This window comes from Ideonella sp. (assembly GCF_036277275.1).
In the GTDB taxonomy this organism is placed as follows: domain Bacteria; phylum Pseudomonadota; class Gammaproteobacteria; order Burkholderiales; family Burkholderiaceae_C; genus Ideonella.
In genome coordinates this window covers 1-20,558 of sequence record NZ_DASUNH010000005.1, presented here as the reverse complement: position 1 = coordinate 20,558, position 20,558 = coordinate 1, and the positions used below count along the sequence as shown (strand labels likewise).

The 20,558-nt window shown below is 69.2% G+C and carries 18 protein-coding genes; 14 read left to right on the top strand and 4 right to left on the bottom strand.

Going from position 1 to position 20,558, the window contains the following annotated elements:
- Positions 1-98: 98 nt before the first annotated feature.
- From VFY73_RS01140 to VFY73_RS01130, 3 genes are all read left to right on the top strand, one after another.
- A complete protein-coding gene (locus VFY73_RS01140; protein ID WP_329716063.1) occupies positions 99-1,541 on the top strand; it encodes a peptide MFS transporter in 1,443 nt (480 codons plus the stop codon).
- A 22-nt stretch (positions 1,542-1,563) separates the two neighbouring features.
- On the top strand, positions 1,564-2,502 hold the full coding sequence (locus VFY73_RS01135; protein ID WP_329716062.1) for a LysR family transcriptional regulator: 939 nt from the start codon (positions 1,564-1,566) through the stop codon (positions 2,500-2,502).
- 102 nt (positions 2,503-2,604) lie between these two features.
- Positions 2,605-4,044, top strand: coding sequence for an NAD-dependent succinate-semialdehyde dehydrogenase (locus tag VFY73_RS01130; protein ID WP_329716061.1), 1,440 nt, complete (start codon positions 2,605-2,607; stop codon positions 4,042-4,044).
- A gap of 24 nt (positions 4,045-4,068) precedes the next feature.
- Here VFY73_RS01130 and VFY73_RS01125 read toward each other — a convergent pair whose 3' ends face one another.
- Positions 4,069-5,040 carry an NAD-dependent epimerase/dehydratase family protein gene (locus VFY73_RS01125; RefSeq protein WP_329716060.1) on the bottom strand — a complete coding sequence of 324 codons (972 nt, stop codon included), beginning with the start codon at positions 5,038-5,040 and terminating at the stop codon, positions 4,069-4,071.
- A gap of 135 nt (positions 5,041-5,175) precedes the next feature.
- Between VFY73_RS01125 and VFY73_RS01120 the strand changes: the two genes are divergently transcribed.
- The 4 genes from VFY73_RS01120 to VFY73_RS01105 all read left to right on the top strand — a co-directional run bounded on the left by VFY73_RS01120 (position 5,176) and on the right by VFY73_RS01105 (position 9,953).
- The gene (locus VFY73_RS01120; RefSeq protein WP_329716059.1) at positions 5,176-5,577 is read left to right on the top strand and encodes a hypothetical protein; all 402 of its coding nucleotides are present in this window, start codon (positions 5,176-5,178) and stop codon (positions 5,575-5,577) included.
- A 43-nt stretch (positions 5,578-5,620) separates the two neighbouring features.
- Positions 5,621-6,034: a DUF2946 family protein gene (locus tag VFY73_RS01115; protein ID WP_329716058.1), complete on the top strand. Its 414-nt coding sequence runs from the start codon at positions 5,621-5,623 to the stop codon at positions 6,032-6,034.
- Between the two features lie 93 nt (positions 6,035-6,127).
- Positions 6,128-8,476, top strand: a complete 2,349-nt coding sequence (locus tag VFY73_RS01110; RefSeq protein WP_329716057.1) for a TonB-dependent receptor — start codon at positions 6,128-6,130, stop codon at positions 8,474-8,476.
- Between the two features lie 19 nt (positions 8,477-8,495).
- Positions 8,496-9,953: a PepSY domain-containing protein gene (locus tag VFY73_RS01105; protein ID WP_329716056.1), complete on the top strand. Its 1,458-nt coding sequence runs from the start codon at positions 8,496-8,498 to the stop codon at positions 9,951-9,953.
- Here VFY73_RS01105 and VFY73_RS01100 read toward each other — a convergent pair.
- Entirely contained in the window at positions 9,850-10,785 is a 936-nt protein-coding gene (locus tag VFY73_RS01100; RefSeq protein WP_329716055.1) for a hypothetical protein, read from the bottom strand. The two genes, VFY73_RS01105 and VFY73_RS01100, sit on opposite strands and share 104 nt — an antisense overlap.
- Positions 10,786-10,833: 48 nt before the next feature.
- Entirely contained in the window at positions 10,834-11,745 is a 912-nt protein-coding gene (locus VFY73_RS01095; RefSeq protein WP_329716054.1) for a response regulator, read from the bottom strand.
- Between the two features lie 286 nt (positions 11,746-12,031).
- Here VFY73_RS01095 and urtA point away from each other — a divergent pair, with 286 nt between their 5' ends.
- The 7 genes from urtA to VFY73_RS01060 all read left to right on the top strand — a co-directional run bounded on the left by urtA (position 12,032) and on the right by VFY73_RS01060 (position 18,725).
- Complete coding sequence (urtA, locus tag VFY73_RS01090) at positions 12,032-13,330, top strand: urea ABC transporter substrate-binding protein (protein ID WP_329716053.1); 1,299 nt, start codon at positions 12,032-12,034, stop codon at positions 13,328-13,330.
- A 10-nt stretch (positions 13,331-13,340) separates the two neighbouring features.
- On the top strand, positions 13,341-14,927 hold the full coding sequence (gene urtB, locus VFY73_RS01085; RefSeq protein ID WP_329716052.1) for an urea ABC transporter permease subunit UrtB: 1,587 nt from the start codon (positions 13,341-13,343) through the stop codon (positions 14,925-14,927).
- Positions 14,924-16,033, top strand: coding sequence for an urea ABC transporter permease subunit UrtC (gene urtC / locus VFY73_RS01080; protein WP_329716051.1), 1,110 nt, complete (start codon positions 14,924-14,926; stop codon positions 16,031-16,033). The genes urtB and urtC overlap by 4 nt, the downstream gene beginning before the upstream one ends.
- A complete protein-coding gene (urtD, locus tag VFY73_RS01075; RefSeq protein ID WP_329716050.1) occupies positions 16,030-16,911 on the top strand; it encodes an urea ABC transporter ATP-binding protein UrtD in 882 nt (293 codons plus the stop codon). Before urtC ends, urtD begins: the two co-directional genes overlap by 4 nt.
- Positions 16,912-17,223: 312 nt before the next feature.
- The gene (gene urtE / locus VFY73_RS01070) at positions 17,224-17,916 is read left to right on the top strand and encodes an urea ABC transporter ATP-binding subunit UrtE (protein ID WP_329716049.1); all 693 of its coding nucleotides are present in this window, start codon (positions 17,224-17,226) and stop codon (positions 17,914-17,916) included.
- 78 nt (positions 17,917-17,994) lie between these two features.
- Positions 17,995-18,489: a MarR family winged helix-turn-helix transcriptional regulator gene (locus VFY73_RS01065; protein ID WP_329716048.1), complete on the top strand. Its 495-nt coding sequence runs from the start codon at positions 17,995-17,997 to the stop codon at positions 18,487-18,489.
- Positions 18,486-18,725 carry a hypothetical protein gene (locus VFY73_RS01060; protein WP_329716047.1) on the top strand — a complete coding sequence of 80 codons (240 nt, stop codon included), beginning with the start codon at positions 18,486-18,488 and terminating at the stop codon, positions 18,723-18,725. The genes VFY73_RS01065 and VFY73_RS01060 overlap by 4 nt, the downstream gene beginning before the upstream one ends.
- A 54-nt stretch (positions 18,726-18,779) precedes the next feature.
- Here the strand turns inward: VFY73_RS01060 and VFY73_RS01055 are convergent, their stop codons facing one another.
- Entirely contained in the window at positions 18,780-20,348 is a 1,569-nt protein-coding gene (locus tag VFY73_RS01055) for a S8 family serine peptidase (protein WP_329716046.1), read from the bottom strand.
- Positions 20,349-20,558 lie beyond the last annotated feature (210 nt).

Here is a 20,558-nt window from a genome sequence, read left to right as displayed (position 1 = left end):
GAGGGTCGTTGCGAGTTGTGATGGCCGCCGGTTTCGACGACAGTCGCGCCCTCTTTGTCATTTCGCCGGCCACCGTCCGTGGCCCCTCGCGTCCCGCCATGTCCACCCTCGATGCCGGCGTTCCCGGCAACCCCCGCTCCGACCGTGCCTTCCTCGGCCATCCGGCCGGCCTCGGCTGGCTCGCCTTCTGCGAGCTCTGGGAACGTTTCTCGTACTACGGCATGCAGGCCCTGCTGGTGCTGTACCTCAGCAACTACCTGTTCCTGCCGCAGAACATCGGCCAAGTCACCGGCATGGACGGGTTGCGTGGCCTGATCGAAGGCGTCACCGGCCCACGCTCGCCGCAACAGCTGGCCTCGATCGTCTTCGGCCTGTACGCCGGTCTCGTCTACCTGACGCCGCTGTTCGGTGGCCTGGTGGCCGATCGCTGGCTCGGCCGCACCAAGACGGTCGTGATCGGTGCCAGCCTGATGGCCTTCGGCCACTTCCTGATGGCCTTCGAAGCCAGCCTGCTGTCTGCACTGGCTTGCCTGCTGCTGGGTGTCGGTTGCTTCAAGGGCAACATCGCGGCCCAGGTCGGTGATCTCTATGCACCGGGTGACAAGCGGCGTGCGAGCGCCTTCCAGATCTTCATGCTCGCGGTGCAGATCGCGGTGATCCTGGCGCCCATCGTCTGCGGCACGCTCGGCGAGAAAGTGGCCTGGCATTGGGGCTTCGGTGCCGCCGGCGTGGGCATGCTGATCGGCCTGGTGGTCTACCTGGCCGGGCGGCGCTGGTTGCCGCCCGAGACCGGGCGTCCGGCAGCCGGTGCCGCCTCGACCCCCAGCGCCAGTGTCCGCATGAGCGGCAGCGAGAAGGCGCGGTTCGCGCTGCTGTTGTTGCTGATCCCCGTGCTGACGCTGTCGATCATCGGCAACCAGCAGTACAACAATGCCTTCCCGCTGTGGTCGCAGAAGTACATGGACCTGGTGCTCTTCGGGTGGTCGGTGCCGGTGACCTGGCTGCAGGCGATCGACGCTTTCATCAGCACCGCGGCCATGATCGCCTCGATCGCATTCTGGCGCTGGTGGGCCACGCGGCGGCCCGAGCCGGACGACCTGATGAAGATGGCGCTGGGTTCGCTGATCGCCGCGGGCGGCCCGGCCCTCATCGCGTTGGCCGCGGGCATGGTCGAAGGCACGGGCGAGAAGGTCGGTCTGGCCTGGACCCTGGCCTACACCATCGTCAACAACCTCGGTTTCGCCAACATCCTGCCGGTGGGCCTGGCGCTGTATTCGCGTGCGGCGCCGCGCAACCTCGAAGGCCTGGTGATCGGTGTCTACTACCTGCACCTTTTCATCGGCAACACCGTCGTCGGCTGGTTGGCGGGCTTCCTCGACACCATGCCCGGTCGCGAGTTCTGGGGCCTGCACGCGATGCTGGTGGCGGGTGCCGGCGTGTTGCTGCTGGTGTGCCGATTCTTCTTCGGCAAGCTGCTGACCGGGGACGATGTCGGGGCTGGACAGCGACCGGCCTTGAGCGGGGTGCCGGCCGCGCAGTGAGGCCCGGGGGCATGGGCGTCGCATGACCTTGCAGCAACTGCGTGACTTCGTCGCTGTCGTTGCCCATGGCGGCTACCGGCCGGCCGCGCGTGTGCTCGGGGTCGCGCAGGCGGGACTGACCAAGAGCGTGGCGCGGCTCGAGCAGGAGCATGGCGTGGTGCTGCTCGAGCGCACCGCCAAAGGTGTGGCGCTGTCGGCCGACGGGGTCGAGTTCTTGCAGCATGCGCAAGGCTTGTTGCTGGAGGCCGACCGCGCCGAAGCCTGGCTGCTGGCCGCCGCGCAGCCGCGCGGGCCGCGGGCCCGGCACATCGAGCTCGGTGTGTCGATCGAGCCCTCGCTGCAGCTCGTGCCGGCGGTGCTGGCCGACTTCCACCGCATGCTGCCCGAGGTCACGCTGCGGCTGACCGAAGGCGTGGCCAGCGCACTGCTCGCGGGTGTGCGCGAGAACCGGATCGAACTGGCGGTCACGCGGCTGCCGGCCGACTTCGAAGAGGGTGACCTGACGGTGGTGCCCTTGTTCGAGTCCGAGTCGATCGTGGCCGCGCGCGTCGGGCACCCGCTGGCGGCCGCAGGCCCGGTGGCGGCGCGTGCGTTGTCCGGGGTCGGCTGGGTGGTCGTCGGCGATCCAACCCGCCCCGCGTTCGACGACCCGAGCATGCGCGAGCTGTTCACGGCGCGCGGGCTGCCGCTGCCGGCCATCGCGGCGGTGACCGATTCGCTGTTCGCTGCCGTGTCGATGCTGGTTCAATCCGACGACCTGGCGCGCTTGCCGCACGTGGTGCTCGAACACCCGCTGGTGGTCGGCCGCCTGTGTGCGCTGCCGCTGCGCGAGCCGGCGTCGCCGCGCTACACCGTGGCCATCGTGCACAAGACCGCACGGCCGCTGTCGCGCGAGGCGCACACGCTGGCGGCGATGCTGGCGTCGTTCGTGCGCAGCCGGCCGGGTCCGCTGGCGCGCTGATCGCCTTTCGTGATCGCGATACCGCGCCGGCACCTCGACAAGGGGTGATGCGGCCGCCCATCATCCGCGCCTTCGTCGACTTCTCCTGCAATGACCGCGCGCATGACCGACTACGCAACCGACCTGTCCCTGCTCATCGATGGCGAGTGGCTCGCTGCGGGCCCCCGCCGCACCACCCCGGTGATCGATCCCGCCACCGGCCAGATGCTGGCACAACTGCCGCTGGCCGACGCGGCTGACCTGGAGCGCGCGCTCGACGCCGCCGCGCGTGCGTTCACGCGCTGGCGCGACAGCGCCGTCGAAGAGCGCGCACGCGTGCTGAAGGACGCGGCGGCGTTGCTGCGCGAGCGCGCGCCGCTGATCGCTCGGCACGCGACGATGGAGCAGGGCAAGCCGCTGGCTGAAGCGCACGGTGAAGTGCTGGCGTCGGCAGGCTTGCTCGAGTTCCATGCCGAGGAATGCCGGCGCGCCTACGGCCGCGTGCTGGTGCGACCCACCGGGCGGCGCTCGCTGGTCACCAAAGAGCCTGTCGGGCCGGTGGCGGCTTTCGCGCCGTGGAACTTCCCGCTGCACAACCCGGCCCGCAAACTGGGCCCGGCGGTGGCCACCGGCTGCTCGGTGATCCTGAAGCCGGCTGAGGAGTCGCCGGCGTCGGCGCTGCATGTCGCGCGGGCGCTGGTCGACGCCGGCCTGCCTGCGGGTGTGGTGCAGATCGTGTTCGGCGTGCCCGACGAGGTCTCGCGCCACCTGTTGGCTTCGCCGGTGATCCGCAAGCTCTCGTTCACCGGCTCGACGGTCGTCGGCAAGCAGTTGATGCGGCTCGCGGTGGACCAGGCGCTGCGCACGACGATGGAGATGGGTGGCCACGCGCCGGTGCTGGTGTTCGACGATGCCGACGTCGACGCGGCCGCTGCGATGCTGGCGCGCACCAAGTACCGCAATGCCGGGCAGGTGTGCATCTCGCCGACCCGCTTCTACGTGCAGCGCCGCGCCTGCGACCGCTTTGTCACGGCGTTCGTGCGGCATGCATCCGCGCTGGTCGTCGGCAACGGGCTGGACGAGGGAGTGCAGATGGGGCCGCTGGCCCATTCACGGCGCCCGGCGGCGATCGACGCGCTGGTCGGCGACGCCCGCGCACAGGGTGCCGAGTTGCTGCTGGGCGGGCGCCGCGCCGATGGCGACGCCGGTTTCCACTACCTGCCGACGGTGTTGGCCGATGTGCCGGAGACCGCGCGGGCGATGAGCGAGGAGCCGTTCGGCCCGGTGGCTTTGTTCGCGCCGTTCGACGAGCCCGACGAGGCGATCGCGCGGGCGAACCGGCTGCCGTATGGGCTCGCGGCCTACGTCTTCACGCAGTCGCAGCGCACGGCGATGCACGTCGGCGCGGCGGTCGAGAGCGGCATGGTGGGCATCAACACCACCTTGATCGCCGGCGCCGATTCACCCTTCGGCGGCGTCAAGCACAGCGGCCACGGCGCGGAAGATGGCCTCGAAGGGCTGGAGGCCTGCCTGGTGACGAAGACGATCCACGAGGCCGTCTGATCTGTCGCCGTCGGCGACGCGGCTTTAGGCGCTCACCAGCCCGGCTTCCCGTTCGCGCGAAACGACGTTCGGGAACACGGCGCGGTCGGGCTCGGCGCGCAGCACCGCCAGCGTGCCGGCCACGGTGTCGGCCAACGGACGGCAGCGCAGCCCCGCGGCCAGCGCCTTGTCGTTGCGCGCCAGCAGCATGCCGCCGAAATCGGCGTCGGCTTCGGGCAGCCACAGCGGCAGGCCGGTCCACGGCGCGACGTCGGCGGCGAGCAGTTCGGCGTCCGTGCGCCAGACGAAGCGGGCGTCACTGCCGCTGACTGCGCGGCATGTGTCGAGCAAGGCCTGCATCGGCAGGCTGGGGCCGACGGCGTTGAACGTGCCGGCCACGCGTGCCTCGGCCAGGTGCACGCACCAGGCGGCCAGATCGCGTGCGTCGATCAGCTGCACCGGCCGCTCGGGCCGGCCGGGCGCCAGCACGTCACCGCCTTGCGCGACACGCCAGGGCCAGTAGGCGAAACGGCCGGTCGGGTCGTGCGGGCCGACGATCAGGCCGGGGCGCACGATCGCGTGGCGGCCGGGGCAAAGCGCCTGCAGGGCCTCTTCGGCGCGTGCCTTCTCGCCGCCGTAGCCGGTGGTGTCGGTCGTCACCGGTGCTGTCTCGTCGTACGGCAGGCCGGGGGCGAAGCGGGCCATCACCGAGATGGTGGACACAAACACCCAGAACGGCAGTTCGGGGCCCAGCGCGTCGGCGATCGAGGCGATCTGCGCCGGTTTGTAGCCGCTGCAGTCGATCACCGCATCGAACGCCTGGCCGCGCAGCGCCGAGGTGTCGCCGTCGCGGTCGCCGACCAGCGCCTGCACGCTGCCGGGCCATGCGATGGCGCGGCGACCGCGGTTGAACACCGTCACGCGGTGCCCGGCTGCCAAGGCGGCTTCGACCACGTGGCGACCCAGGAAGACCGTGCCGCCGAGCACGAGCAGGTTCAGCGAAGAGGGGTGGGGCATGTGTGCATCGTGGCACAGCCGATGCACGGCGGGTGCTGATGCGTGAACGGCGGGTCTTCCTACAGCCGGTGGACGCTGGGCGGCGCAGTCTGGTCCGATCTGCGGCGAATGCCGCATCGGCATGAAGGAGGCCCCATGCAAAGCCCCAGACCGCTTGTCTCGCTCGCGCTGGCTGTTGTCACGACGTTGGCACAGGCGCAGGCCGTGGCACCGGTGGCGGCATCCGGTGCTTCGGCACCGGCACCGGCACCGACCAAGCCCGTCCGCCGGGCGCTGACGCCCGAAGAGTTGCGCAACACGGCGACCTTCCCTGACGAGTTGCGGCCCGACGGGCCGATCAAGCCGCAGGTCGTCGTGCCACTCGGCAGGAAGCCACCCCCGCCGACCGGCGCGGCAGCCAGTGCCGCCGCCCAGGCCGGTACCACGCCGGCGGGCAAGATCAACGACGAGGTGGCGCGCTGCAAGGCCCGCTCGTCGCCGCAGATGCAGGCGGCGTGCGGGCACGAGGCCGCGGCCAGTGCGGCACCGGGACGTTGACCTCGCTCGCGGTTGAGGCGGGCACGGATAATCCGCGCTCGCCATGAACCGCACCGTGCACCGCCGCCCCTCGCTGCCCACTCGCGTGTGGGCGTGGGCGGTGGCGGCCATGTTCCTGTTGCAGGTGGCCGTGCCATTGCTGGCGGCCACCGCGGCCAGCCAGCGCGGCGTCAGCGTGGTCGAGGTTTGCTCGGCCTATGGCGTGCGGACGGTGCAGCTCGATTCGGCGCCGACGGGCGACCCGTCGGCGCCAATGGCGGGTCACCATGCCGGTGCTTTCGACTGCGCATTGACGCCGCTGATGGGCGGCGCCGCGCTGGCCAACCCGCCGCCGGTGGCGCTGCATGCACCGGCGGTCGCGCTGGCCACGCCGCTGGCGACGCCGGGGCCGTCGCCTGTCGATGCGAGTCGGCGTTGGCTGGCCGGGCGACTGCACGCGCCCCCGTTCCCGATCTGATCTTCACAGCCTGAACTGGCCTCGGGGCTCGCCGCCCCGAGGCTGCTGTGCCTGCGTGCCGAAGCGGCCGCGGGCGATCCGATCCGGACCACCATGCCCCCCGTATTCTTCCGACTGGGTGCGCTTGCATGCACCTGCTTGCTGGCCTGCGCCGGCACCCTCCTGCACGCCCAGGGCGTGGCCACCGAGGCCGAACTGGCGCCCATCGTCGTCACCGCCGCGGCGATTCGCAGCGGCCTGCCGGCCAACCTGCCCGGCAGCACCGCCAGCAAGACGGCCGATCAGTTGCGCGAGCAGAACCTGTTCAACCCCGAAGACGCGCTGCAGTACGCGCCCAACACGACGATCCGCAAGCGCTACCTGGGCGACCGCAACGCGCTGATCGCCGGCCGCAGCTTCGGCACCTTGCAGCCGTCTCGCGCGCTGGTCTACCTCGACGGCTACCTGATCAGCAACTTCCTCGGCCGCTTCGACGCACCGCGCTGGAACATGATTTCGCCCGAGGCGATCGAGCGGGTCGACGTGCTGTACGGCCCGTACTCGGCGCTGCTCCCCGGCAACTCGATCGGCACCACGGTCGCGGTGACGCAGCGCGCGCCGAAAGGCTTCGAGCTGAGCGGCCGGGCCAGCGGCTACAGCCAGCACTTCGAGCAATACGGCCATGCGGACGATTTCGCGGGCCACCAGCTGTCGTTGCGCCTGGGCCACCGGTTCGATTCGGGCCTGTGGTTCGCGGCCGACGTGAACCACCAGGACTCGACCTCGCAGCCGATGCAGTACTTCACCGTGTCGGCCGACGCGACGGGTGCGTTCCCGCCGGTCACCGGGACGCCGACGAGGGTCAGCGGCATCGTTCACGACATCGACCCGAAAGGCCTCCGCCGCGCAGTCCTCGGCGCCGGCGCAGGCGCGATCGACCACACCGTGCAGGACACGCTGAACCTGCGCGGCGGCCACCGTTTCACGCCCGAGCTGGAGGCCAGCGGTATGGCGTCCCGGTGGCACAACGACACGACCACCCGCAACCAGAGCTTTCTGCGCGACGCGGCCGGCGCCACCGTCTGGGCAGGCGTCGTGACCGATGGTGCGCACAGCTTCCACGTCCCCGATGCGGCGTTCGCCCCCTCCAGGCGCAAAGAGACACACCAGCAGCTCGGCGCCACGCTGAAGACCCGCCGGGCCAGCGGCTGGAATGCCTCGCTGGTCGTGTCCGATTACCGCATCGTCGACGACACCGGCCGCCAGGCGAACAATCCCGATCCCCTGGCGGCCACTGGCGGTGCCGGCAGCGTGACGCGGCGCGATGGCACCGGCTGGCACACCGCCGAGCTGCAAGCCACGTGGACACCGACCGAAGGCGACTGGACCGCCGGCCGCCACACCGTGTCGGTCGGTGCCCACCGCAACGGCTACGCGCTCGACAACCGGGTGACCAGCGTCGATGCCTCGGCCGACTGGCGCAGGAACGGCGGCACGCTGACGCAGTTCCACCACGGCCAGACGGTGGTGACCGCGCTCTACGCGCAAGACGCGTGGCGCCTGGCCGACGATTGGCGGTTGACGCTGGGGTGGCGCGAAGAGTGGTACCGGGCATTCGACGGTCAGCAGCTCGGCAACGGCGTGACGGTGGCCTACGACAGGCGCCAGCTGCGCGGTCAATCGCCGAAGGCCGCCGTGGCCTTCAGCGCCAGCGACAGCCTGCTGCTCAAACTCAGCGCTGGTCGCGGCGTGCGCTTTCCCAACGTCGAGGAGCTCTACAACGGCACGGTCACATCCAGCAGCGTGACGCTGTCGGACCCGGACCTGGAAGCCGAGACCTCGGACGCGATCGAGCTGAGCGCCGAACACGAGCGGGGCCGCCAGCGCCTGCGCGTGGCGCTGTTCCACGATGACGTCAAAGACGCGATCCTGCGCCAATCGACCACCCGTCCGGCTGCCTGCAACACCACCGCCAGCGGCGCCGCCACCTACACCTGCGTGCAGAACGTCGACCGCGTCAAGACGAGCGGCATCGAGCTGGCCTGGTCGGCGCAGGGCCTGGGGCTCAAGGGCTTCGCCCTCGATGCCAGCGTGGCCTACACGTTCAACAGCGAGGTCGTCGCGAACAAGAACGACCCGGCGATGGTGGGCCGATGGTGGTTGCGGGTGCCCCGCACGCGGGCGACGTTGCAGGCCAGTTGGCGGCCTGACGCCCACTGGCTGCTGGCGGCAGGCTTTCGTCACCAGGGCCGTGCCTACAACGACACCTACAACCTGGACACGAATCCCGACGTCTACGGCGGCGTCTCGACCGTCAACCAGCTCGATCTGCGGGGCGCCTACCGATTCACCCGCCAGCTCGAACTGGCACTGGGCGCCAACAACGTAACGGGTCAGCGTGCCTACCAATCGCACCCGTACCCAGGCCGCACGCTGTCGGCCGAGCTGCGCTTCACGCTGTAAAGCGGTGACAAGGCCAACGATGACAATGACCCATCTCGAAGCCCCGCTGCGCAAGGCTGCCCTGCACCGGTTGTTCTGGCGGGTGCATTTCTGGGCCGGTCTGGTCGGCGCGCCGATCGTGCTGTTCGCCGCCTTGACGGGGCTGGTCTACGTCTTCACGCCGCAGATCGAGGCCAGGTGCCATGCCGATCTCGACCGGGTCGCGGTCGGCGCGGCGGTGCGGCCGCTCGACCAGCAGGTCGCGGCCGCGCAGGCCGCCCATCCCGACGAGGCTCTGCGCTTCGTGGTGCCGGCGCACCGCCCCGGCGACAGCACGCAGGTCTACCTGCGCGCGGCCCACGAGCATCATGCCCATGCCGGCCGAGGTGAACACGACCATGGCTTGCCCACCGGCAGCATCGTCTACGTGAACCCCCACACCGGCCAGGTGCTGGGCCGGTTGCAGGAGATGCAGCGCTTCAAGACCTGGGCCAGGAAGCTGCACGCCAACGCGCTGCAAGGCAACGGCTGGCGCTGGCTGTTGGAGCTGGGCGCGAGCTGGCTGCTGGTGCTGTTTGCCACCGGCTTGACGCTGTGGTGGCCTCGTTCGAGGGCGCGCGGCGGCCCGGGCTGGCGTGCGCTTCTGCCGGCACCGGGCCGCGGGCGACGCCGCTGGCGCGATCTGCATGCCACGGTGGCCATCGTGCTCGGGCTCGTGCTGTCGATCGTGCTGGTCACCGGTCTGACCTGGGCCCGCCACAGCGGCCACAACTTCAGGCTCGCGCAGGATGCGCTGGGCCAGTCGGCACCGAAGCCCGGCAAGGATTTGCGGTCCACCGTGATCGAAGGCCAGGCGCCAATCGGCTGGCAGCGTGCCCATGAACTGGCCAGCGCCGTGGCACCTGACGTTTCAATTCAGCTGACACCACCCGACGGCCCCGACGGCACGTGGCGGGCCGAAAACTTCGACCGCAGCCAGCCGACGAACCGTTTCACCCAGGTGATCGACGCTTACTCGGGCCGGCTGCTGTTCAACAGCGGCTGGGACCAGCTGCCGCTGTTGTCGCAGGCGACGGCGGTCGGCATCCCGTTCCACCGCGGCGAATTCGGGCTGTGGAACCAACTTCTGCTGGTGCTCGCGGCGCTGGCGGTGGTGTTCTCGGTCGTGTCCGGCTTCGTGATGTGGTGGCTGCGGCGGCCGCCGGGCCAATGGGCCGTGCCGAGGCTGGTGGCCGACGATGTGCGCCTGGCCCCGAGATGGGTCTGGCCTGTCGCTGCCCTGTTGGGCTGGGCGTTGCCGGTGTTCGGCTGGAGCTTGATGGTGCTGACGGCGCTGGAGGCCTGCCGGTTGCTGGCGATGCGGCGCACAGCCGCCGCGGGGGGTGAGGGGGTGCTCAGTCCGGCAGCACCACCAGCGTCTGGTCTTCGGCCGCCGCGGAGGCAGCCGCGGCGTCGCTGGAACGATCGGCATCGAGCTGCAGGAAGCGGTCCTCGATGAATTCCTTCTCGGTCAGCGTGCGCTTCAGGTTGTCCTGGATCTGCTCGAGCTGGCGCCGCAGGCGCTGGCGGTCCGCCTCGGCTTCGGCCAACTGGGCGGCCAGCTCCTTCAATTGCGGTGATGGAGCGGCCGACGCTTCGGTGTGCGCGCTGCGGCCGCCACCCACGGCCTGCGCGGCCCCGGCGAGTTGCTCGGCGGCTTGTGCACGCGCCTGGGCCTGCTGGAGCTGCAGGCGCATCTCGCCGAGCTCGCCGCGCAGCGTGCCGGCTTCGGCGGTGGCCTTCTGGTACTGGCGTGCGCGCAGCTCATGCTCGCGCAGCTTGTGCACGGCCTCGTCATGGGCCTGGCGCAGGCGCTGGAACTCCTGCTGCACATGCTGCTTCTGCTGCAGCAGGCGATCGAGTTCGACCTGCTTGGCGCGACGCCATTCCTCGAACTGCTTGGCGTCGACCTTCGAGACCTCGTCGAGCAGGTTGCCTTGCTGGTCGATCAGGCGGTTCAATGCCTTCGGGTCGCGCTGCGCCCACTGCTGGTAAGGGTCGCCGGTGCGACCGTTCGCGTTCGGCTGGGTACGGCCGCCGCCGAGGCCGCCGCGGGCGGTCTCGATCAGCCTGGCCAGTTCACGCTTGATGTCACCGAAGGTGTCGAGCGTGTTGTCGGCGGTGCGGTTCAGCCGGCCGGCATGGGCCTTCAGGCTGTTCGCGAAGGCCGACAGGTCGGCCTGGGTGTCGCGCATGTGGGTCATCATCCGGTAGGCCATGTAGGTGCACAGTGCCAGGAACAGCACATTGCACACGACCACCGCCAGGATGCCCAGGTCGGCGAGGCTCATGCGCGCCCCCGCAAGGCGCCGGCCGGAAGGGAGCGTGGGCGCTTCATCTCATGCCCGGATGAAGATCAGCCGGCCGTCACCGTAGCCCGGCACCGACAGGCGGTAGTCCGCGCGAGCAACCGAGTCGTCGACGGCGGCCCGCAGCTTCGCGAAATCTCGCGCCACCAGGTTGGCACCTTTGAAGCGCGCGTCGGAGACACCGATCTGGCTCAGCAGCAAGGGAGTCATGTCGCGGAAGAACGCGATGCCGCTGTCGACCACGTCCTGGCTCGGCGTGCCGTCCTGGATCGCGCGGCGGATGTCTTTCGGGTCGGCCTGGATCGCGCCGCCGCCCAGCATGCACAGCGCCGGCAGGTTGGCCGCGGCGAGCGCACACAGGTTGCCGCCTTCCTCCGGCGCGTACACCGCCAGCAGGTTTTGCGAAGTCAGGTGCGTGCTGTCGAACTTTTCGCCCTCGACGACCCGGAAGGGCACGCCGGGCATCCAGGCCTGGATGAAGCGGCGCAGCGCGCGCACGCCTTGCACCGGCTCGGTCGAGACCGCGCCGGGTTCGGCCACGGCCGGCCGGCTCAGCACATTGCCCACCGCGGCCAGCAGCTCGTGGTCGTGAAAGGGCTTATGAACGATGAAGGCTGCGCCGTTGGTCAGCGCCTGCTGCAGCAGCGAAGGGGTGGTCTCGGTGGTCACGAAGCCCACGGCGAGGTCGCTGTGGCCCAGCTGGCGCACGGTCTGCAACAGCTCGATGCCGCTCATGCCGGGCATGTGCCAGTCGGACACGATGAGGTTCGGCAAGCCTCGCTCCAGCGCGTCGAGCGCGGCTTCGCCGGAGGCGACAGTCTCCACCTCGGTGCGGCCGAGGGCCTGGCTCTCCAGCACGCGCCGGATGATGGCCTGCATGGCCCGGCTGTCGTCGACCACGAGCACGCGACGGATCCCCACGGGGGTGGCGACCGAGCTCACGATCGGCCCTCCAGGGTGCCAGCGCGGCGGGAATACAAGCAGCAGCGTGACATTTTTTGCATTTGGGAAGGCCCTTCACAACCAGGCCATGTCGCGGTATCGGCGCGGCGGCGGCCGGGCTTGAGGACGAACTGCGTCTGGTGTGACGGGTAGCGTTGACAAGGCCCGTCGACGCTCATTTCCGGGTGGGTGAGACGCGGCGTGTACGCCATCCGGCGTATTTCGCTGCCGCGGGCGGCTGCCTACCCTGCAGGGCGTCTGTTCAACCCCGCAGGAGTCCCGCCCCATGAGCACGTCTCGCCCATCAGCACGCCCCCGCCGCCAGTTCGCCCGGCAGTTCGGCGCCGTGGCCTTGGCCGCCGCCGCCCTTAGCCTGCCGACGTGGGCGCAGGCCGCCGACACGATCAAGGTCGGCGTGCTGCACAGCCTGTCCGGCACGATGGCCATCTCGGAGACCGTGCTGAAAGACACCGTGCTGATGGCGATCGACGAGATCAACGCCAAGGGGGGTGTGCTCGGCAAGAAGCTGGAGCCGGTGGTCGTCGACCCCGCGTCGAACTGGCCGCTGTTCGCCGAGAAGGCCAAGCAGCTGATCACGCAGGACAAGGTGGCCGTCGTGTTCGGCTGCTGGACGAGCGTGAGCCGCAAGTCGGTGCTGCCGGTGTTCGAAGAGACCAACTCGCTGTTGTTCTACCCGGTGCAGTACGAAGGCGAAGAGCTCAGCAAGAACGTCTTCTACACCGGTGCCGCGCCGAACCAGCAGGCCATTCCGGCGGTCGAGTACCTGATGAGCAAGGACGGCGGCGGCGCCAAGCGCTTCGTGCTGCTGGGCACCGACTACGTCTACCCGCGCACGACCAACAAGATCCTGCGTGCGTTCCTGAAGAGCAAGGGCGTGGCCGAAGCCGACATCATCGAGGAGTACACGCCGTTCGGCCACGCCGACTACCAGAGCATCATCGCCAAGATCAAGAAGTTCTCGGCCGAAGGCAAGAAGACCGCGGTGGTGTCGACCATCAACGGCGACTCCAACGTGCCGTTCTACAAGGAGTTGGGCAACCAGGGCCTGAAGGCGACCGACGTGCCGGTGGTGGCCTTCTCGGTTGGCGAAGAAGAGCTGCGCGGGGTCGACACCAAGCCGCTGGTCGGCCACCTCGCGGCGTGGAACTACTTCATGTCGATCAAGAGCCCGGCCAACACCGAGTTCGTCAAGAAGTGGAGCGACTACGCCAAGGCCAAGGGCGTGGCGGGCCACAAGGACAAGCCGCTGACCAACGACCCGATGGAGGCCACCTACATCGGCGTGCACATGTGGGCCGACGCGGTGGCCAAGGCCAAGTCGACCGAGACCGACAAGGTGATCGCCGCGATGGCTGGCGAGACCTTCAAGGCACCCGGCGGCTTCACCAGCACCATGGACAAGGAAAACCACCACCTGTGGAAGCCGGTGTTCATCGGCGAGGTCAAGGCTGATGGCCAGTTCAACGTGGTGTGGAAGACGCCGGGGCCGGTGCAGGCTGACCCGTGGAGCGACTACATCCCCGAGAACAAGGGCAAAAAGAATACCCCGGAAAAGAAAAGCTGAGCGCGTCGCGATGCGGGGGCTGCGTCATCTGCTGCTGATCGGCGTCTTGTGCGCGGTCTCGTCGGCTCACGCACTGACGGCACCGCAGACACGGGCCATCGCCGAAGGCGACACCGATGCGCGGGTGGCGGCCCTCGGCGCTGCTGCGGCAGCCGCCGAGCCGGGCCTGGCGACGTTTGTGCAGGCCCTGCTCGACGATGCGGTAAAGCTGACGCCGACGCAGGTGCTGGTCGTGGAAGGGGACAAGGTGGTGGAGGCCGCCACCGGCGCGCCCGCCACCTTGTCCACTGACGCCGAGGACGTCGTCAACAACAACCGCATGCGCGGCGCGTTGCAGGCGACGCTGGCTTCGTTGCGTCTACAGTCGTCCGAACGCAGCGCGCGCGCCGCGGCGATTGACGAGCTGGGCAAGCAGGCGGCGGACGAAGCACAGCTGCCGTTGATCGAACAGGCCTGGGCCGCCGAGAGTGACGCGGCGTTGAAGGCGCAGCTGGGGCGCATGCGTGCGGGCGTGCTGGTCGCCGCCGGCGACCCGCTCAAGCGCCTGGAGGCGGCACAGGCGTTGGGCGACAGCGGGGAGCCGGCGGTGAAGGCCCTGTTGCTGGAACGCCTGGCAGAAGGCGTGGAACCCGACGCGCAGGTGCGCGCGGCGCTGCGCCAGTCGTTGGAGCAGGTATCGCGCCGCATGGCCTGGGGCGAACGCCTGGGCGTGGTCTTCACCGGCATCAGCCTGGGCAGCATCCTGCTGCTGGTGGCGCTGGGCCTGGCGATCACCTATGGGCTGATGGGCGTGATCAACATGGCCCACGGCGAGCTGATGATGATCGGCGCCTACGCGACCTATGTGGTACAGAACCTGTTCCGGGCCCATGCGCCGGCAGCGTTCGACTACTACCTGTGGGCCGCCGTGCCGGCGTCGTTCGCCGTGGCGGCGTTGGTCGGTGCGCTGCTGGAGCGCAGCGTGATCCGCTGGCTCTATGGCCGGCCGCTCGAAACCTTGCTGGCCACGTGGGGCATCAGCCTGGTGCTGATGCAGTCGGTACGGTCGCTGTTCGGGGCGCAGAACGTGCCGGTCGAGAACCCCGCCTGGCTGTCTGGAGGCGTCGCGGTGATGAGCAACCTGACGCTGCCGTTCAACCGCATCGCCATCATCGCCTTCGCCTTGCTGGTGCTGGCGGGCGTGGCGCTGCTGATCGCACGCACCCGGCTCGGCTTGTTCGTGCGCAGCGTGACGCAGAACCGGCGCATGGCCGCCTGCGTGGGCGTCAACACCGCGCGCGTCGACACCTGTGCGTTCTCGCTCGGCGCCGGCATCGCCGGGCTGGCTGGTTGCGCGCTGGCGCAGGTCGGCAACGTCGGGCCGGACCTGGGGCAGAACTACATCGTCGACTCGTTCATGGTCGTCGTGCTTGGCGGCGTGGGCCAGCTGGCCGGCACGGTGCTCGCGGCATTGGGTCTCGGCGTGCTGAACAAGGTGCTCGAAGGCTGGGCCGGCGCGGTGCTGGCCAAGATCATGGTGCTGGTGGTGATCGTCGTGTTCATCCAGAAACGGCCTCAAGGTCTGTTTGCGATGAAGGGCCGGAGCGCGGAAGCATGAGTCCAATCGACGCGCGGCCGAGGCTGCTGTCACCCGCCGGCTGGGTTGCCGTGGCCGCGGCGCTGGCCGTGGTGGCGGTGGTGGTGCCACTGGCGAACCTGGCGCTGCCGGCGGGCAGTGTCTTCCACCTCAGCGACTACGCCGTCGGCCTGACCGCCAAGATCATGTGCTACGCGATCTGCGCGCTGGCGATGGACCTGATCTGGGGCTACACCGGCATCCTGTCGCTCGGCCACGGGCTGTTCTTCGCGCTCGGAGGCTACGCGATGGGCATGTACCTGATGCGCCAGATCGGCCGCGACGGCAACTACGCGAGCGAGCTGCCGGACTTCATGGTCTTCCTCGACTGGAAGGCGCTGCCGTGGCACTGGGCCGGCTCGGGCAGCTTCGCCTTCCAGATGCTGATGGTGTTGCTGGTGCCGGGGCTGCTGGCGCTGGTGTTCGGCTTCTTCGCCTTCCGCTCACGCATCAAGGGCGTGTACTTTTCGATCATCACGCAGGCGCTGACCTTCGCCGCGATGCTGCTGTTCTTTCGCAACGAGACGGGCTTCGGCGGCAACAACGGCTTCACCGACTTCAAGCGCATCCTCGATACGCCGATCGCGACACCGTCGACGCGCATGGTCTTGTTCGTGCTGACCGGGCTGGCGCTGATCGGCTTTTTCCTGATGGCGCGGGCCATCGTCACCAGCAAGTTCGGCCGCGTGCTGCAGGCCATCCGTGACGCCGAAAGCCGGGTGATGTTCACCGGCTACGACCCGCTGGCCTACAAGCTGGCGATCTGGACGCTGTCGGCGGTGATGTGCGGCGTGGCCGGCGCGCTGTACGTGCCGCAGGTCGGCATCATCAACCCGAGCGAGATGAGCCCGGCCGCGTCGATCGAGATGGCGATCTGGGCTGCGGTTGGTGGCCGTGCGACGCTGATCGGCCCGATCGTCGGCGCCTTCTTCGTCAACGGTGCGAAGAGCTGGTTCACGCAGGTCGTGCCGGAGTTCTGGCTGTACTTCCTGGGCGCGCTGTTCATCGCGGTGACGCTGTTCTTGCCGAACGGCATCGTGGGCCTGGCGAGCCAGCTGCGCCGCAAGAAGAAAGACACGGCCGAATGACGCCCGAGCTGCAGCAAGCCGGTGCCGACGCGCTGCAACGCTGGCGCGAGAAGGGGCAGGTGTCGGCAAGCTCGGGTGGCCGCAGCGCGACGTTCGGCCGCGTGGCGCACGCACACGAGCCGGACTTCGCCCACGGCGTGGCGCTGTACCTGGACGACATCACCGTCAGCTTCGACGGCTTCAAGGCGCTGAACGCGCTCAGCCTGGCGATCAACGTCGGCGAGCTGCGCTGCATCATCGGCCCCAACGGTGCCGGCAAGACCACGATGATGGACGTGATCACCGGCAAGACCCGGCCCGACCTGGGCAGCGCCAGCTTTGGCCAGAACATCGACCTGCTGCGATTGCGCGAGAACGCGATCGCGCAGATCGGCATCGGCCGCAAGTTCCAGAAGCCCACGGTCTACGAACAGCTGAGCGTGTTCGAGAACCTGGAGCTGGCGCTGGCCGCCGACCGGCGTGTTCGCGCCAGCCTGTTCTCGCGCTTGAGCGGCGCGCAGCTCGACCGCATCGGCGAGGTCATGGCGCTGATCCACCTGTTGCCCGAAGCAAAACGCACCGCCGGCTTGCTCAGCCACGGCCAGAAGCAGTGGCTGGAGATCGGCATGCTGCTGATGCAGGACCCGAAGCTGCTGCTGCTCGACGAGCCGGTGGCCGGCATGACCGACGAAGAGACCGAGCGCACGGCGGAGTTGTTCCTCTCACTCGAAGGCCGGCACTCGTTGGTGGTGGTGGAGCACGACATGAAGTTCGTCGAGCAGCTGACCGAAGGCTGGAAGAAGGTCACCGTGCTGCACGAGGGGCGCGTGTTGGCTGAAGGCACGCTGTCTGATGTCCAGGCGAATGAGCAGGTGGTTGAGGTGTACCTTGGGCGGTGATGTGAGGTCTTTCCCTTCCGCCTGCAGCGCCTGTGGCGGCAGGGTGTCGGCGGTGCCCCCGGTCGCCGTCCGCTCGCGGGCCACTGGCAGCGGACTGCGAGATTCATCTCCATCAACAACGTGGTGCCCGGCTGTCGTTGGGGCGACCGCGAATGAGGTCCGGCGCCCGGGGACACCACCACCATCCTGCAGGCACCGTCCGTGGCGAGGCGCGCCGTTGCCTGTCATCCGTGGTGCCCCAAGCCGGCGGTCCCGCGCGACTGTCGCAAGCAGCCCGTGTCAACACACCGCCAACCGCAGAGGGAAGCAGCAATGCTGGTGGTCGATTCTCTGAACCAGTATTACGGCGGCTCGCACATCCTGCGGGGCCTGAGCTTCGAAGCCACGTTCGGCGAAGTCACGGCCGTGCTCGGCCGCAACGGGGTCGGCAAGACCACGCTGTTGAAAAGTCTGATGGGTGTGGTGCCGGTCAAGAGCGGCACGGTCAAGCTCGATGGCACCGACATCACCCGCGCCACGCCATACGAGCGGGCGCGGCGCGGCATCGGCTATGTGCCGCAAGGCCGCGAGATCTTTGCTCGCCTGACGGTGGAAGACAACCTGCGCATGGGCCTGGCGACCCAGCCCGGTGGCACGGCGATCCCGCCCGAGTTGTTCGAACTGTTCCCGGTGTTGAAGCAGATGTTGTCGCGCCGCGGCGGCGACCTGTCCGGCGGCCAGCAGCAGCAGCTGGCGATCGCCCGTGCGCTGGCGGCGGGGCCGAAGCTGTTGATCCTCGACGAGCCGACCGAGGGCATCCAGCCCAGCATCATCAAGGACATCGGCCGCGTGATCCGCATGCTGGCCGATCGCAAGACGATGGCCATCGTGCTCGTCGAGCAGTACTACGACTTCGCCGCCGAGCTGGCCGACCAGTACCTGGTGATGGAGCGCGGCGAAATCATCGCCCGGGGGCGCGGCGCCGACATGGCCGCCGATGGCGTGCGGGCACGGATGTCGATCTGACGAACCGGCGGCGCGCGTCGGGGCCGGTGAAGATGCTTCGGTCTGTTCGAAGCATTTCCTGCTCGCGATACTCGCGGCATGGACGAACAAGATGTCGGTTTTGCACGCGAATTCGGCGCGTTGTACCGCGAGCTGTACCGGGTGGCCGTGCGCCGCATCGACGACGGCCGCGACAAGGTGTCGGCCGAGACCACCGCGCTGATGCTGCATCTGGCGCAGGCCGGGCCGATGACGTTGTCCGAGATGGCGCAGCATTTCGGCCGCGCGATGTCGACACTGAGCGCGAAGGTGGCCGCACTCGAAAGCCAGGGTTGGCTGACGCGACAACCCGACCCCGCCGATGCGCGCCGCGCCGAGATCTGGCTCAGCGCTGCCGGCCACGCGGCGCTGGATGAGGCGGTCGACGTGCTCGACACGCGGCGCTTGGCGGTGGCAGCCGAAGTGCTGGATCCCGCTCAGCGGATGGCGCTGCTGCAAAGCCTGCGCCAATTGATAGCTGCGGTGCCGACACCGCGCGTTGCGGCCGCGGCAGCGGCCCCTGTTTCTTCCACCCCCGAGGACCCACGACCATGAGCCATTCGTGTGAAAGCTGCGGCATGTCGATCGAGAGCGGCCGCTATTGCCAGTATTGCGTCGACGCCAGCGGCCAGCTGCAGGACTTCGAGACCCGTTTCGAGCGCATGGTGCAGTGGGCCCTGCGTGAGGACTCGGGCCTGGACCGCGCCACCGCCGAGCAGCGCACGCTTGCCTACCTGGCGCGCATGCCGGCCTGGGCCCAGCACCCGCGGGTCTTGGGCGCGGGTGGCTGACGCGCGTGCAGGCCGGCGCGTGCGTCGGCCTGCGGGGGCGAACGCTTCAGGGGCTCAGTTGCCGCACCCCTTGGCGGTGATGCGGTCGTGGGCCGCCTTGGCCCGCACCAAGCCGAAGCCGAACTTGTTGTCGCGACCGGCCGTGCCCAGGTCTAGTGCCGACTTGTTCAGCGACTGGCGCAACTGCTCGTTGGTGCACGACGGGAAGTAGCTCCACACCAGCGCGGCCACCGCCGACACGTGCGGCGTCGCCATCGAGGTGCCGTCGAAGAAGGCGTAGTGGCTCGCGGTGATCGAGACGGTGGCCGACTGGCCGAGCTGGCCGAGCATCGCCGCGCCCTCGGTGTCGGACGCGGTGACCGACGGGATCGTCGTCTGGGCGCCGCTCAGCGTGCCGGCGAGGCTGCCCGGCACGTTGTTGTAGATCACCGCACCGACACCGCCGCTGGCCTCGCAGTTCTGCACCTTCAGCGCGAAGGTGATGACGCCGCGCTGGATCAGGCAGACCTTGCCGGCCATGTCGGGGTCGATGGTGTCGCCCAGGCCGAAGTCGGCCAGCGGCGCGGTGGCGGTCGCGTTGGGTGAGCCGTCGAGCGCGATCGGCGCGTAGGTGGCGCTGTCGACACTGAGGGCGGCCAGGGTGCCGGTGCCCATCGGTACGGTCGACATGACCAGCACGCCAGGCGCGGCAAGCTCCACGTCCGCATTGCGCTGCGAGAAGGTGGCCCAGGCCTTGTTCTCGTCCACCGCGGCCACCGACACCACGGCCGGGTAGCCGGCGGGGTACGAGGTCAACGTGTTGCCGCCGTTGCCTGCCGCCGCGATCGACAGGATGCCGGCGGCGTGCAGGTTGGCGAAGGTGTTGCGCTCGTTGGTGTTCGGCACCGGGCCGCCGAGCGACATGCTGATGATGTTGGCACCGGCTGCCTGGCACTTCTTGGCCGCGTTGGACAGCGTGGAGGAATAGGCCCAGGCGCCGTCGTCGCCGAAGACACGCACGATGTGCAGGTGGATCTTCTTGTTCGGCAGCACGCCGATCACGCCGACGTCGCGCTGGTTCACTGCGGCGACCGTGCCGGCGACGTGGGTGCCGTGGCCGAACCCGTCGTGGTCCCACGGGCCGGCGCCGCCGATGTCGTCATCGCCGGTCACGCGGTTGTGCGGCAGGTCGACATGGGTGTTGTCGTAGCCGGAGTCGATGATGCAGATCTTGCGGTTGCCGGCGTTGTCGTCGAGTGCGGGCAGCTTGTTGGCCTGGACCATCGCGATGCCGTAGGGCAGCAGCTGGCCTCTGCGGTAGGGCGGGCCCGAGGGCGTGGTCAGCGACATCGGGTAGCGCTTGGCGTCTTCCTCGATCCCTGCGATCGCGGGGTGCTTCTTCAGCGCGGCGATCGCCGCCTGAGACAACTCGACCGCGACGCCTTCGCCACCGATCAGTTCGAGCTTGACGCGGCCGCCGGCCTGGGCGATGGCCGCGCGGGCGGCTTGCGCCGATGGCACACCGGGTTTGAACGAGACGATCACCCGGAGGTCGGCCGCCTGGGCGGCGCCACAGGCCAGCAGGGCCGTCACCAGGCCCAGGCGCGTGCACCAGCGGGCAAACGGGAAGCTAGGCAAGTTCATCGTCAACTCCGAAAAAAGAGGCGAAGCGGCGATATTCCGCCTCGCCTGTCGGGGCCGCAATCGTTTGCCTTAGGGAGTCGGCGGCCGGTCAGGGCGGCCGGCGTGGTCAGGCTGCGCGCGGCAGCGCCTCGTCGCCCACCATCGGCCGCGCCCGTTGCAGCATCCGCCGCGCCAGCTCGCCGACGCGTTGCAAGGCCTGCTGCTCGGCCG

What these genes read in the sequence shown, in the direction of transcription:
- VFY73_RS01055 (WP_329716046.1), bottom strand. Translation starts at nt 20,348, where the DNA reads ATGAACTTGCCTAGCTTCCCGTTTGCCCGCTGGTGCACGCGCCTGGGC.
- urtD (WP_329716050.1), top strand. Translation starts at nt 16,030, where the DNA reads ATGACGCCCGAGCTGCAGCAAGCCGGTGCCGACGCGCTGCAACGCTGG.
- VFY73_RS01105 (WP_329716056.1), top strand. Translation starts at nt 8,496, where the DNA reads ATGACAATGACCCATCTCGAAGCCCCGCTGCGCAAGGCTGCCCTGCAC.
- VFY73_RS01135 (WP_329716062.1), top strand. Translation starts at nt 1,564, where the DNA reads ATGACCTTGCAGCAACTGCGTGACTTCGTCGCTGTCGTTGCCCATGGC.
- urtA (WP_329716053.1), top strand. Translation starts at nt 12,032, where the DNA reads ATGAGCACGTCTCGCCCATCAGCACGCCCCCGCCGCCAGTTCGCCCGG.
- urtC (WP_329716051.1), top strand. Translation starts at nt 14,924, where the DNA reads ATGAGTCCAATCGACGCGCGGCCGAGGCTGCTGTCACCCGCCGGCTGG.
- VFY73_RS01125 (WP_329716060.1), bottom strand. Translation starts at nt 5,040, where the DNA reads ATGCCCCACCCCTCTTCGCTGAACCTGCTCGTGCTCGGCGGCACGGTC.
- VFY73_RS01115 (WP_329716058.1), top strand. Translation starts at nt 5,621, where the DNA reads ATGAACCGCACCGTGCACCGCCGCCCCTCGCTGCCCACTCGCGTGTGG.
- urtB (WP_329716052.1), top strand. Translation starts at nt 13,341, where the DNA reads ATGCGGGGGCTGCGTCATCTGCTGCTGATCGGCGTCTTGTGCGCGGTC.
- VFY73_RS01140 (WP_329716063.1), top strand. Translation starts at nt 99, where the DNA reads ATGTCCACCCTCGATGCCGGCGTTCCCGGCAACCCCCGCTCCGACCGT.
- VFY73_RS01100 (WP_329716055.1), bottom strand. Translation starts at nt 10,785, where the DNA reads ATGAGCCTCGCCGACCTGGGCATCCTGGCGGTGGTCGTGTGCAATGTG.
- urtE (WP_329716049.1), top strand. Translation starts at nt 17,224, where the DNA reads ATGCTGGTGGTCGATTCTCTGAACCAGTATTACGGCGGCTCGCACATC.
- VFY73_RS01120 (WP_329716059.1), top strand. Translation starts at nt 5,176, where the DNA reads ATGCAAAGCCCCAGACCGCTTGTCTCGCTCGCGCTGGCTGTTGTCACG.
- VFY73_RS01130 (WP_329716061.1), top strand. Translation starts at nt 2,605, where the DNA reads ATGACCGACTACGCAACCGACCTGTCCCTGCTCATCGATGGCGAGTGG.
- VFY73_RS01060 (WP_329716047.1), top strand. Translation starts at nt 18,486, where the DNA reads ATGAGCCATTCGTGTGAAAGCTGCGGCATGTCGATCGAGAGCGGCCGC.
- VFY73_RS01065 (WP_329716048.1), top strand. Translation starts at nt 17,995, where the DNA reads ATGGACGAACAAGATGTCGGTTTTGCACGCGAATTCGGCGCGTTGTAC.
- VFY73_RS01110 (WP_329716057.1), top strand. Translation starts at nt 6,128, where the DNA reads ATGCCCCCCGTATTCTTCCGACTGGGTGCGCTTGCATGCACCTGCTTG.